General features: G+C 49.3%; 11 protein-coding genes. 7 read left to right on the top strand and 4 right to left on the bottom strand.

Annotation, left to right across the window (positions count from 1 at the left end; translation table 11 throughout):
- Window positions 1–93 precede the first annotated feature (93 nt).
- Window positions 94–1,737 carry a methyltransferase regulatory domain-containing protein gene (locus CR46_RS0113865; RefSeq protein WP_051690189.1) on the top strand — a complete coding sequence of 548 codons (1,644 nt, stop codon included), beginning with the start codon at window positions 94–96 and terminating at the stop codon, window positions 1,735–1,737.
- 79 nt (window positions 1,738–1,816) lie between these two features.
- Here the strand turns inward: CR46_RS0113865 and CR46_RS0113860 are convergent, their stop codons facing one another.
- Window positions 1,817–2,524 carry an inorganic diphosphatase gene (locus tag CR46_RS0113860; protein WP_030073894.1) on the bottom strand — a complete coding sequence of 236 codons (708 nt, stop codon included), beginning with the start codon at window positions 2,522–2,524 and terminating at the stop codon, window positions 1,817–1,819.
- A 75-nt stretch (window positions 2,525–2,599) separates the two neighbouring features.
- Window positions 2,600–3,259, bottom strand: a complete 660-nt coding sequence (locus tag CR46_RS0113855) for a DUF1826 domain-containing protein (RefSeq protein ID WP_030073892.1) — start codon at window positions 3,257–3,259, stop codon at window positions 2,600–2,602.
- Window positions 3,260–3,363: 104 nt separating this feature from the next.
- Between CR46_RS0113855 and dksA the strand changes: the two genes are divergently transcribed.
- The 5 genes from dksA to CR46_RS0113830 all read left to right on the top strand — a co-directional run bounded on the left by dksA (window position 3,364) and on the right by CR46_RS0113830 (window position 7,748).
- A complete protein-coding gene (gene dksA / locus CR46_RS0113850; RefSeq protein WP_232222391.1) occupies window positions 3,364–3,849 on the top strand; it encodes an RNA polymerase-binding protein DksA in 486 nt (161 codons plus the stop codon).
- Window positions 3,849–4,958: a CobW family GTP-binding protein gene (locus CR46_RS0113845; protein ID WP_030073888.1), complete on the top strand. Its 1,110-nt coding sequence runs from the start codon at window positions 3,849–3,851 to the stop codon at window positions 4,956–4,958. The genes dksA and CR46_RS0113845 overlap by 1 nt, the downstream gene beginning before the upstream one ends.
- Window positions 4,955–5,839 carry a GTP cyclohydrolase FolE2 gene (gene folE2 / locus CR46_RS0113840; protein WP_030073886.1) on the top strand — a complete coding sequence of 295 codons (885 nt, stop codon included), beginning with the start codon at window positions 4,955–4,957 and terminating at the stop codon, window positions 5,837–5,839. Before CR46_RS0113845 ends, folE2 begins: the two co-directional genes overlap by 4 nt.
- 117 nt (window positions 5,840–5,956) lie before the next feature.
- Window positions 5,957–6,994: a CNNM domain-containing protein gene (locus tag CR46_RS0113835; protein ID WP_030073885.1), complete on the top strand. Its 1,038-nt coding sequence runs from the start codon at window positions 5,957–5,959 to the stop codon at window positions 6,992–6,994.
- 103 nt (window positions 6,995–7,097) lie between these two features.
- Window positions 7,098–7,748 (top strand): peroxiredoxin, encoded by a 651-nt coding sequence (locus tag CR46_RS0113830; RefSeq protein ID WP_030073883.1) that lies wholly within the window; start codon window positions 7,098–7,100, stop codon window positions 7,746–7,748.
- An 80-nt stretch (window positions 7,749–7,828) separates the two neighbouring features.
- On the opposite strand, the gene CR46_RS0113825 is transcribed toward CR46_RS0113830, so the two are convergent.
- Together CR46_RS0113825 and CR46_RS0113820 are read right to left on the bottom strand one after the other, a co-directional pair.
- Window positions 7,829–9,097: a methyl-accepting chemotaxis protein gene (locus CR46_RS0113825; RefSeq protein WP_030073882.1), complete on the bottom strand. Its 1,269-nt coding sequence runs from the start codon at window positions 9,095–9,097 to the stop codon at window positions 7,829–7,831.
- A 243-nt stretch (window positions 9,098–9,340) separates the two neighbouring features.
- Entirely contained in the window at window positions 9,341–10,354 is a 1,014-nt protein-coding gene (locus CR46_RS0113820; RefSeq protein WP_030073879.1) for an isocitrate dehydrogenase, read from the bottom strand.
- A gap of 544 nt (window positions 10,355–10,898) precedes the next feature.
- On the opposite strand from CR46_RS0113820, the gene CR46_RS0113815 reads away from it, so the two are divergent.
- Entirely contained in the window at window positions 10,899–12,389 is a 1,491-nt protein-coding gene (locus tag CR46_RS0113815) for a SulP family inorganic anion transporter (RefSeq protein ID WP_030073877.1), read from the top strand.
- Window positions 12,390–12,393 lie beyond the last annotated feature (4 nt).

Raw genomic sequence — 12,393 nt, 5'->3', positions numbered from 1 at the left:
CACGACAAATCACATCGTTCGTATATTCTGAGCCATGCGTGCTAAGCAGTAGAAGGGTACGCCTTTCGCACAGTAACGACTATGGTAACGAATATGACAAAAGACCTCGTTTCCCTGTTGAAACAGAGCTACGACAGCGTACCCTACGAATCTCATCCCTTTCCGCAAACAGCACCAGAGCATCTTCATGCACTGGCTTTTCTATTCGGCCTTGACGCGCCAGACCCAGCAACGGCAAGGGTGCTAGAAATCGGCTGCTCTGCTGGGGAGAATATTTTCCCTTATGCCGCTCGTAACCCCCAGGCTCAGGTGGTGGGTATCGACCTTTCCGACGTGCAGATTAACCATGGCAAAGCGCGGCTAAATGAGATTGGGTTAGCCAATGTGCGTCTACAAGCCGTTAATATTGAAGAGATAGGTAAGGCTGAGCAGCCTTATGATTATATTATTTGTCACGGCGTGTTTAGCTGGGTGCCCACATCAGTACAGCAGGCTATTTTACGAGTTTGCTCTGAAAACTTGAGCGAAAGCGGTATTGCCTATATCAGCTACAACACGTACCCAGGTTGGAAAACCAAGGAGATCATCCGTGATGCCATGCTGTTGCGGGGTGCTGAGCGCGTCACGCCGGAAGAAAAACTCTCCTACGCTATGGGCATGGTGGATTTTCTTCAGCAGGTCAGCCTGGATAATAGCGTTTTACGGAAAGTGCTGGATGAAAATGCCGACCACATCCGCCAAGGTAAAGCCAGCTACCTGCTCCACGAGTTCCTAGAGCCCTGTAACCAGCCGATGTATTTCAAGGACTTTATGGCGCTGGCAGGTGAGTATGGACTGGGGTATCTGGCAGAAGCTGAGCCCAACACTATGTTCCTAAGCAATTATGCCTCCTCTATTGCCGAACCATTAAGTAAAGAAGTTACCCATCAAGAGCAGCTAGAGCAGTACCTTGATTTTGTGCGTAATCGTGCCTTCCGGCAGACCCTGCTAGTGCATAAATCTCAACAGGCAAAAATTCGCTATGCACTGGATGCTGAGCGCTTGCAGAAATTCTACGTTGCTGGCGTCTTCTTTGATCATCAGATTACCAGTGATACGCGTCAGCCTAAAACTTACACGGATTGGCGGGGCGGTGAGGTCATACCGGGCAGTGCCCTAGAATATGCATTTATGGAAGCACTCTCGAAAGTCTACCCTGCTACCCTTAACGTAGACCAGCTGACCGCCGCGCTTATTGCCAGCGGCCAGCTTTCTACTGGGCAGGATGCCCGAGCGCTCGCTTTAGCGTTTCTGGAAACCTATGTGATTCGTGGTCACGTACGCATACGCACACACGTGGCTAGCCAAATGGCGACAGTAAATGCAGAGGCAGAAGCTGATCCCGCAACAGTTAAGTGGCAGTGGCACAGTGGGGTCATTCGCCATGGTAATGGCTGGGCAACTTCGCCCTGGCATGAAATGGTGGCACTTTCCCCGCTTGCTATGGTTCTGGCCAAGTTACTGGAAACCCCAGTGTCTTTTGAACAACTGAAAACAGCCACCTCAGTGGCACTAGAAAAAGGCGAGATCAGCCTGCTACAAGATGGCAAACCGAGCCATCTCACCAAAGACTCCAAAGGCCCCGCATCTACTCACTACCTGCAGGCAGCCCTCGAGAGCATGCTAAGAACGTATCAACGTCATGGTGTTTTGGCCGCGATAAATGCAAGTAACAGCGCTAATGAGCACAATGTATAAATAAGAAAACGTCACTGCTCTATTGTTTAGAGCAGTGACGGTTAAACGACGTAAATTTTGGCGGTCTTATTCGATAAGTTTATTGTGGGGCTGAAAAATTCTCAGCCGCTGCTTCTAGTACGGTTAATGCAGATTCGGCGTCTTCAAACCCTAGACCTTCCATGCCACCATCAGGGCCTTTGTAATTCGCAAACCAGATATCAACGATCTGGCTAACGCCAGGAAACTCACTATCGAGTTGCTGCATACTTTCGATATGGGCAAACGGTGAATCCTGGGTAAGCACTGCCACCAGTTTGTCGTCTTGCTCGCCGTCGTCTAACATTTTTAAAACGCCAATAACACGTACATCAACAATCTCACCGCGCGGTATCGCCTGACCCAATACAATGACATCCAATGGGTCACCATCACCCCCAAGTTCTTTGGGCAGGGCAGTACCAGGAATGGCGCCGTAATTTCCGGGGTAACCCAAGTAATTCACGACGCGCGGCTCGCCGTCTTTATACTCCCAATAAACCGCGTTTGGGTCTTCTTTGCTAACTTCCCATTTGGCAGATGTGCCTGTTGGTATCTCGATAATGGCGTTAGCAAAACCATTGCTATTAATGGCATCCATCGCCATTAATTCGTCATCACCTACAATGGTGAAATCATCTTTTAGGGTCATTGCTGAGGAATAGGGCGTTGTTTCAGAAAAGGCTAGGTTGCCTAATGACTCAGCAAACGCCGTGGTTGTTAACATCGAGAGACTTATGACACCTGCAAGCAGTAGTTTGTTATGCATGACCATTCCCATGAGCGATTTAATTTATTAAACCTTATCAGGGGGGAATGACGGATTAGTGACAAGTTCAAGGCGTTAAGCGGGATCAATGGTTAGCAGTAGCCGCTTTTGACCTGTCTCCAAAGAGGGGCTGCGGTGTACTAAACCGTGTTCTTCACAGCCCACCCAGCCACTGCCTTTTATTAACGCGATGTCACCAGCCTGCAAACGCTGAATGGCAGTTGGGTCGTTGATAATCTCTGGGCGATCAGATGTTGGTGCACCTAGCCCGGCGCGGTTAATGGCACTTTCAGGTAACCATTCACTGCCTGGGCCAACATAGGTGGTTACTAAGCGTACCGACAAGTTGTCGCAGTGAAAGCGTGGGCACATCGCCGCCGTTAGTAAGCGTAAACGAATGCCCACAGTGTCGGTATCAAACAGGAATGCGATAGCTTCAGCAATGATGGTTATATCATCAACCAGTGCATCACCCGCTGACGGCTCTGGGAGCTTTCGGCGCAAGTCATTTTTAAAGTCATCTTTAGGGCTGCCAAGCCATGCGTACTGCCAGTCTCGCGATGTCTGGCTCTGTGCGTTTGCGCTTAGCGCCACATCGGCGGGCAGAGCGCGGTGCAGAATAGCGATGTTAATCTGTTCTTCAAATATACGCGGAAGTACGCTGATGTCGGTATCCAGTGCGGCGTGTTGTGGTAGCACCCAAGATGCAGCTTGATGGGAGTCTGGGGTAGGCATTTAGATCTCCTGTTACGTTTGGCAGTGCATTAGCATTGAGAAAGGTTAGGTCGCAGAGCTCTATTTGTTATGTTATAACGTTTTTATCAATAGGAGGCTATACATTGCAACCCGATATCACTCAGTCAATAACTGCCAGAACAGACAATGGCGCTGAATTCCTAGATGCAAAAAAAGCTGAGGAGGCTTTGCTGTTGGCCTCATCAGCAGACGAGTACATGAATGCCGTACAGCTTGCGTTTTTCCGTCAGCGGCTTTTGAACGAACGTGCGGAGCTTGAGGCGCATTTAAAAGAGGTGAAAACGGCTATCGCCTCCCATGAGAGAGATAGCGACGAGGCTGATCAGGCCTCGTTTGAGGAGGAGCTACGGTTGTCACTTCGCCAAGCAGATCGCGAAAGTCGGTTGGTCAATAATATTAATGCAGCTTTACAGCGTATCGAAAATGGTGAATACGGCTTCTGTGAAGAAACTGGCGAGCCCATTGGTATTCCACGGCTACTTTTTCGTCCAACGGCAAAACTTTGCATTGAAGCGAAGGAGCGCCAAGAGCGTAAAGAGCACCATTTCCGCAAGGCACGGGTGGAGTGATGCAATTCTCCATGCTGACACCAGTTAATGTACTGACCGGCTTTTTAGGGAGCGGTAAGACAACATTACTTAATCGCTGGGTACGCCAAGCGTCAATGCAAAACACGCTGATCGTGATTAATGAGTTTGGTGATATTGGTCTTGATCATCAGTTGATTACGCAAAGCGATGAGCAAGCCGTGGTGGAGATGAGCAGCGGCTGTTTGTGCTGCACATTGAGAGGAGACTTGAGCCGCACACTACAGCAGGCTATTGATTCGCTGTTGGCCGCGGGTAAACCAGCACCTTCCCGTGTTGTTATTGAAACCACAGGACTTGCCGATCCCGCACCCATTTTACAGCTGTTAATGACCGATCACTGGCTTGCTCACCGTTTTCAGTTGGATAGCGTGGTGTGCTGTGTTGATGCCGCGAACGGTGAGGCAACGTTGCAGGCGCATCGTGAGTCACAGCGCCAGATAGCGATAGCAGACCGATTACTCATCACCAAAACTGACCTGGTCGACGAAGTCCGCCTAACACCACTGGCTAACCAACTGGCGTCCATTAACCCGGCAGCAGAGCAGTGGCAGGTGGTGAACGGTAACCTTTCACCCAAGTTATTGGTAGGCGCAGGGCTCTTTCGTCGGGATTCTCAACGATACCAGGTAGACCAGTGGCTTAAGTCGGCACGTTACAGCGTTATCCATGCTGAAGATGTCAATCACGAGAGGAGTCGTCATGGGGACAATAGTGCTGCATTTGTACAGCCCACTAGCCAGCCAACGCTGACTCGCCATGGTGAAAATATCAATGCGTTTTGTTTTTGTGTGGAGGCGCTAATTACCCCGGACGCTTTGGAAAACTGGCTGAATCTATTGATGTCGTTGATGGGCGAGAAAATGCTACGCATTAAAGCGATTGTGCACCTTACCGATCGCGATGAACCGCTCGCACTGCACGGCGTCCAGCACATTTTCCACCCGCCGACGCCTCTGCCGATGCAGTGTGTTAATGACCGCATTTCTCGGTTTGTCTTCATTACTCAAAATGTCGCGCCTGCCACTGTGGCGCAGCTTTATCGTTTTTTCACACCCTTTAACTCATCAACTAACGAGGCAATGCAATGATGGCTTTTACGTTACCCGATATTGCCCAACAACCTTCACGTTTGCCGGGCACGCTTTCCTGGGTTGGTATGGAAGGCATTGCGTTGCCAGTACAGCTGGCGGGGAGCCAAGTGAACGCCAATGTGTCAGCTGGTGTTAGCCTTGAGGAAACCTGTGCTCGTGGTATCCACATGTCACGGCTGTATACCGCATTGGATGCATTAGAACACCAGCCACTAACGCCTACGTTACTTCATCGTGTTCTTGCGGCCTTTTTAGAGAGTCACCAAGCATTATCAGAAAACGCTTACCTAACGTTCAGTGGGGAGGTATTACTTAAACGTGACGCGCTCATCAGCCCTTTGTCAGGTTGGAAAGGCTATCCGTTTACACTGCGCAGCCAGCTCACACCATCAGGTTTCAAGGTAGAGTTAGACGTAGCCGTTGGTTACTCCTCAACATGCCCCTGTTCCGCTGCATTAGCGCGGCAGCTAATTCAGCAAGCGTTTGCGGAAGATTTTGAAGAGATACCGTTAACCAAACAGGCCGTACTTGCGTGGTTGGGAAGTGAAGAGGGTGTTCTCGCGACGCCGCATAGCCAGCGCAGCGTCGCCCACTGTTCCATACGGCTGGCAGGAAACGATGGCATACCGCTTGCCGAACTTATTGAGCGTATTGAGAGTGCTCTAGGGACAGCGTTACAGACAGCCGTTAAACGTATCGATGAGCAGGCATTTGCCCTCGCCAATGGCCAGAATCTGATGTTCTGTGAAGATGCAGCCAAACGTCTGGATGCCGCACTTAGAAAGATGGCTGATATTTCCGGGTACCAGCTAAAAGTAGTTCACGCAGAAAGTTTGCATGCCCACGATGCGGTGGCGAGAAGTGAGTGGCAGTGGTGAGAAATGCTCACGAGAAATGATGTTAGCAGGCTGTCTGAAAATAAAGATGTGTTTACACATTGACACCAAGCATTCATGGCCTTATATACGACGTATCATCCATCACTATGAGCTCCCATGTTCCTTCTCATCACGATTGCTACTCTTTCAATCGCGTTCTCCTTTCTGTGCTCTATCCTTGAAGCAGCGCTGCTGTCTATTACGCCAAGCTATATTGCCAAGCAAAAAGAAGATAATCCCAAGCTTCATGCGGCGCTGACGAAGCTAAAAACCAATATTGATCGGCCGTTGGCCGCGATCTTAACCCTTAACACCATTGCGCATACTGTCGGTGCAACGGCAGTAGGGGCGCAGGCTGCGGTCGTGTTTGGCGAAGCATCTATTGCCATTGTGTCTGCCGTTATGACCATGCTGATTTTAATTCTTTCCGAAATCATACCCAAAACGATTGGTGCTACCTATTGGCGAGGCTTATCACCCGTGTTACCACGGTTACTGAACCCAATGATCATTGGGTTGCTGCCGTTTATCTGGATGTCCGAACAGATTACGCGCCGTTTAGGAAAGTCAGAGCATGATGTTGACTTGCGCGATGAAATTAAAGTGCTGGCGCGGGTAGGTTTGGAAGAGAAAGTATTAGATGCGGACGAGTCGCGCACTATTATTAACATGCTGAATTTGCATGAAATTGCGGTCAATAAAGCGATGACGCCCCGTACTGTCTGTGAAACGGTATTGCCTAACATGACGGTTAAGGAGTTTGACGAGCAGTATGGCAAAATGCCCTTCACCCGTTTCCCTGTAATGGATAACGGCGAGCAGGCATTTGGTTATGTGCATAAGGCCGATATGTATCACGCTGATGACGCCAAAACCATGCGCGAGCTGATGCATCCGATTGGTAGTGTCGACGTATCGAACAATGTCGAGCAGGTGTTTACATCAATGTTGAAGGACCATTTACACATGCGGGTGGTCTATGATGAACACGGCACTTTTGTGGGTCTTATTACACTGGAAGACATTATTGAGACGATATTAGGACAAGATATAGTCGATGAAACCGATAGTGTGGCGAACTTGCGCCATTATGCAAAACAGCGCTGGGTAAAACGCATTAAGCGGGAAGAGAAAGACGACAAACCGCTTGATTGACCACAGCGAATACTTCATTGCTATAGCGCGAAACGTTCTATAGTGAAGGTGTTGAAAGTCATATAAGGTATTTAAGGTCACTTGACCCTAATAAGGAGGAACGATGTCATTACGTATCAATGCGGTAGTGCCTGATTTCGAAGCAGAAACTAGCCAAGGCCCGATTCGTTTTCACGACTGGATCGGCGATAGCTGGGCGATCCTCTTTTCTCACCCTAAAGATTTCACGCCGGTCTGCACCACAGAATTCGGTGCAGTGGCAACACTGGCCCCCGAATGGGAAAAACGGGGCACCAAAGTCATTGGTGTCTCTGTGGATGGCGTTGAAGATCACAAACGCTGGGCAAGCGATATCGAGCAAGTTTGCGGCAATACGGTTGGCTTCCCCATTATTGCCGATGAAGGCTTAAAGGTTTCCAAACTGTTCGATATGCTGCCAGAAGATGCTTATCTGCCAGATGGCCGCACCCCGGCTGATAGCGCTACTGTTCGCTCGGTGTTCATTATCGGGCCGGATAAGCAGTTGAAGCTATCGATGACTTACCCCATGACGGTAGGCCGTAATTTCGCAGAAATCCTGCGCGCGCTAGATGCTCTGCAAGCCACTTCAAAACATGGCGTTGCAACGCCCGCTGACTGGACAGTGGGTCAAGACGTTATTATTCCGCCAAGCGTGTCCGATGAAGATGCCAAGCAGAAGTTTGGTGAATTCGACGCCGTTCTGCCGTACCTGCGTAAAACGAAATTACGCTAACATATTAGCTTATTAGCGCGTGTTTCCCCGCTAGCTGCTTTTTAGCCGCGCTGGCGGGGAAACTTATGGACAAGCTTGTCTTACATTGGGTCTAAAGCAAGTTGCTCGATAGAGTGTGAAACGCTTTTTGCGCCTTGCAAGATCTCACTGACAATAGACTCTATTTCTTTAATGCTAGTCTGGCTGGTTTTGCCTTGCTGGACGACTTGCTGCATTGCTTGAGTAGTGCGAGCTACCAGTGCGTTATTCTCTTTAAGTATCCGAGTGATCTCACTAACCGCTTCGCTGGAACCTTTTGCTAACTGACGCACTTCATTCGCCACAACCGCAAATCCTCGCCCTTGTTCGCCTGCTCTTGCTGCCTCTACTGCTGCATTTAACGAAAGCAAATTTGTTTGGCTGGCAATTTTCGCGATGGATGCGGTAATGCTATTAATTTGCTCGGCCTGTTTATTGAGCGCATTGATAAGCTGTTGTGCTTCATTAAGTGCATGAGCGGCATGTTGTGATTCGGAAAGCACGGTTTGTAAATGCGTCAATCCATCTTGAGCAATTCGTTCGGTTTGGCTAGAGGATGTTTGGGCACTGCTGACCGTGGCTTTAGCCGCCTCAGATGCCAACATTGCTTGAGTAATATCGGTGGCGAATTTAACTACTTTAACGACGTTACCTTCCTCATCAAAGATTGGATTATAAGTTGCTTCCAGCCACACGATGTCGCCCTTCGCGTTATGGCGCAAAAACTTACCTTGTTTGTACTCTCCTTCGCTTAAACACTTCCAAAAATCGGGATGTTCACGATAAAAGCTATCATCGCAAAACATGCGGTGATGCTCGCCGCGAAGAGTGTGCAGTGGATATCCCATTGCATGTTCAAAATTGGTATTGGCATCCAAGATATAGCCGTCAGTTGTGAACTCAATCACTGCCATTGAGTGATTTAGAGCTTGAAGGATGGAGCGTTCACCGGCGGCGTTTTGGTGCTTTTGAGTAACGTCGTTGGCGACTTTGAAAATCTTTACAACCTTACCGCGACGGTTCTTAATCGGTACATAAGTCGCTTCAAGCCAAACTTCTTCGCCGAGTGCGTTCACGCGCCGAAAGCGGCCCTGTTGGCTTTCGCCAGCTGCCAAGGATGTCCAAAACGCCATATATTGATGAGTAGATGTTTCCTCAGGCAAACAAAAAATACGATGGTGTTTACCTTTAATGTCAGATAGAGAGTAGCCCATCATGGTTAGAAATGGCTCACTAGCTTCTTGGATAATGCCTTCAGATGAAAAATAGATACAGGCGGTATGGTGAGAAAGAGCGCTACGTAAGGCGTTAGAAGTGAGATATTCGAGCATTATTAGTCCCTTAAGCCAGTCTATTGTCATCTGTTAATAAATGAATAATAAACCAAGGATTAATAAAAGGTACTTTTTTGTAATGGTTTTGTATAGCAAATTGAGTCGATAAAAAGGAAGGCTGTGTAACTATTTAGGGTGAAAGATGAGAGAGGCAGGCTAAAGCATCCATCACCGCGGCGAATGCTGCGATGATGGATAGGGCTCTATAGTGTTGACTGAGAGGAAATGAGCAGGAGGGAATTAGGCAGCTACTTGTTCAACCAGCGCCTGGGCAAAGGTATCGGTGGTGCCAGTACCGCCCATATCGGGTGTCACCATATCGCGGCGTGTTTCCAGCACCGCGCGAATTCCGTGACGAATAGCGTCGCCTTTTTCGTTCATGCCCAAGTGGTCGAGCATTTGGGCCGCTGCTAGCAGTAGGGCGCAAGGGTTGGCGATTTTTTGTCCGGCAATATCCGGTGCCGAGCCGTGAACTGCTTCAAAAATAGCGGCTTTTTCGCCGATGTTAGCGCCTGGTGCCAAGCCTAAACCGCCAACTAGCCCTGCACAGAGGTCGGAAAGAATATCGCCAAACAAGTTGGTAGTGACGACTACATCAAACTGGTGGGGGTTCATCACCAGCTGCATGCAGGCGTTATCCACAATCATTTCCTGGAATTCGATTTCTGGATACTCTTTGGCGACTTCCCGCGCGACATCCAAAAATAGTCCAGAGCTGGTTTTAATGATGTTAGCTTTATGTACAGCTGTGACTTTCTTACGACCGTTATTTTTTGCTAGTTCAAACGCATAGCGCACAATACGTTCGGAACCCTGGCGAGTCACTTTGATAACTGAGATGCCGGTGTTGCCATCGTCAATCATCTCTTGGCCATCAGAGAGGTAAGCACCTTCGGTGTTTTCCCGCACGGTAATCATATCGATATCGTTGTAACGCGAACGCGTACCGGGGAAGCTAATCGCTGGGCGCACGTTGGCGTACAAGTCAAAGTGACGACGCAGCTGCACGTTGATGGAGGAGAAGCCTTTGCCAATGGGTGTGGTCAGCGGGCCTTTCAGGGCAATACCGTACTTCTCGATGGTATCAAGCGATTCCTGAGGAATTAGCGTGCCGTGTTTTTCGAGCGCCGCCAGGCCAGCATCGATAAACTCATAATTCAGGCCGCACTCCAGCGCATCAAGCACGCGCAGGGTTGCATCCATAATTTCGGGGCCGATACCGTCGCCTTTAATCACCGCAATTGACTGGCTCATCATCTATTTCTCCTCTTTGGCGGGCATATTCGGCACGTGCATATATGTGCCGCTTCAACACAAAACGTTGGCAATTGTCATCGTTTCTGGTGGCGCAATGGTACGCCACAATCAGGTGATAGGTCACCCTGCCTAAGTAGCGGTGACGGCGTATCCGCGTGTGTCAGAACGTGGGCTACTGAGAATAACGTGAGATGCAATGCGGCTATGATGCTGTTAGAATGCTGCGCCTTGTCGCACCTTGCTTATTGCAACCGTACAGAATGTTACTAATGACCGCATTTACCCACATCTTTTCTGGGCTGATGACTCCGCCCTAGCTTCCTGCCTTTCTTAAGGTAATGGCTGCGCATTCATAGCGCTGTCATTGCTTTGTGGTACTTAAAATTAGCCGTGCTCCTTTCATGCAGTGCGTGACTTTTTCAGTATCAAACGCCAGCTTATCTTCACAATAAAAAGTGCTACATCCTCAGCGTGCCAATGTTTGGCGGCGTTGTCTGCCTGCTTTTGGCTAGTCATAAACCCATAACCGTGGACCCTTCGCATGTACGAAAAGTTTAAACAATCTTGGCTCTCTAACCTCAAGGGCGACACCCTTGCGGGAATAGTCGTGGCGCTTGCGCTGATTCCTGAAGCCATTGCATTTTCGATAATTGCGGGTGTTGATCCAAAAGTAGGACTTTACGCCTCATTTTGTATCGCAGTAGTGATTGCCTTTACCGGTGGTCGTCCAGGTATGATTTCAGCAGCTACCGGCGCCATGGCGCTGCTGATGGTTACTTTAGTGCGCGAACATGGCCTTGAGTACCTACTGGCGGCCACGCTATTGACTGGGGTATTACAGATTATCGCAGGCTACTTAAAACTTGCAGAGCTGATGCGTTTTGTGTCCCGTTCGGTGGTCACTGGATTCGTGAATGCCCTAGCGATATTGATCTTCATGGCGCAACTGCCTGAGTTAACCAATGTAACGTGGCATGTGTATGCCATGACGGTAGCAGGCTTAGGTATTATCTATCTCTTCCCGTACTTGCCTGCGATTGGAAAGTCGATCCCTTCTCCCCTGGTATGCATTGTGGTGCTTACCGGGGTGTATATGGTAAGTGGCATGGATATACGCACGGTAGGTGATATGGGTGAATTGCCCGATACGCTGCCAATGTTTTTATGGCCTGACGTGCCACTTAATTTAGAAACACTGATGATTATCTTTCCCTACGCCATCATGCTGGCGGTGGTGGGCCTTCTTGAATCTATGATGACAGCCACCATTGTTGATGACTTAACGGATACACCCAGCGATAAAAATCGTGAGTGTAAAGGCCAGGGTATCGCTAATATCGGATCGGGTTTGCTGGGCGGTATGGCAGGCTGTGCAATGATTGGTCAGTCAGTCATCAACATAAAATCCGGTGGCAGGACTCGGCTCTCAACGCTCATCGCTGGTGTTGTTCTGTTGTTGATGGTGGTCTTCCTTGCTGATTGGGTCTCGCAGATTCCCATGGCAGCGTTGGTAGCGGTGATGATTATGGTATCGATAGGCACCTTTAGCTGGGAGTCGATTCGTGACCTGAAAAAGCACCCAATGAGCACCAACGTTGTGATGGTGGCTACCGTTGCCGTCACAGTAGGTACGCACAACTTGGCGATTGGTGTGTTTGTCGGTGTGTTGCTGGCGGCGATGTTCTTTGCTAACAAAGTCGGCAATATCATGTATATCGGCTCGAAAGAAGTAGAGCCTGGTAAAGAGCGTGAATACCAAGTGGTTGGCCAAGTGTTCTTTGCCTCTTCTGAGCGTTTTATTGCTGCCTTCGATTTTAAAGAGAGCATCGATAAGGTCACCATCAACCTTTCCCGCGCCCACTTCTGGGATATTACCGCTGTTCAAGCTCTGGATCGCGTGGTGATTAAGTTCCGCCGTGAAGGTACCGAGGTAGAGCTGGTGGGCTTGAGCGAAGCCAGTGCCACCGTGGTAGATCGCTACGCGGTACACAACGACCCTGAAGCTGTTGAAAAGCTAATGGGCGGCCACTAACTAC

Origin of the sequence: Vreelandella neptunia (assembly GCF_000712975.1) — a bacterium.
GTDB classification, from domain to species: domain Bacteria; phylum Pseudomonadota; class Gammaproteobacteria; order Pseudomonadales; family Halomonadaceae; genus Vreelandella; species Vreelandella qaidamensis.
This window is presented reverse-complemented; position numbering and strand designations above follow the sequence as displayed.

Bases quoted from the DNA above. Each gene is read 5' to 3' on its own strand.
- CR46_RS0113855 (WP_030073892.1), bottom strand. From the start codon at position 3,259: ATGCCTACCCCAGACTCCCATCAAGCTGCATCTTGGGTGCTACCACAA.
- folE2 (WP_030073886.1), top strand. From the start codon at position 4,955: ATGATGGCTTTTACGTTACCCGATATTGCCCAACAACCTTCACGTTTG.
- CR46_RS0113835 (WP_030073885.1), top strand. From the start codon at position 5,957: ATGTTCCTTCTCATCACGATTGCTACTCTTTCAATCGCGTTCTCCTTT.
- CR46_RS0113830 (WP_030073883.1), top strand. From the start codon at position 7,098: ATGTCATTACGTATCAATGCGGTAGTGCCTGATTTCGAAGCAGAAACT.
- CR46_RS0113865 (WP_051690189.1), top strand. From the start codon at position 94: ATGACAAAAGACCTCGTTTCCCTGTTGAAACAGAGCTACGACAGCGTA.
- CR46_RS0113815 (WP_030073877.1), top strand. From the start codon at position 10,899: ATGTACGAAAAGTTTAAACAATCTTGGCTCTCTAACCTCAAGGGCGAC.
- CR46_RS0113845 (WP_030073888.1), top strand. From the start codon at position 3,849: ATGCAATTCTCCATGCTGACACCAGTTAATGTACTGACCGGCTTTTTA.
- CR46_RS0113860 (WP_030073894.1), bottom strand. From the start codon at position 2,524: ATGCATAACAAACTACTGCTTGCAGGTGTCATAAGTCTCTCGATGTTA.
- CR46_RS0113820 (WP_030073879.1), bottom strand. From the start codon at position 10,354: ATGAGCCAGTCAATTGCGGTGATTAAAGGCGACGGTATCGGCCCCGAA.
- CR46_RS0113825 (WP_030073882.1), bottom strand. From the start codon at position 9,097: ATGCTCGAATATCTCACTTCTAACGCCTTACGTAGCGCTCTTTCTCAC.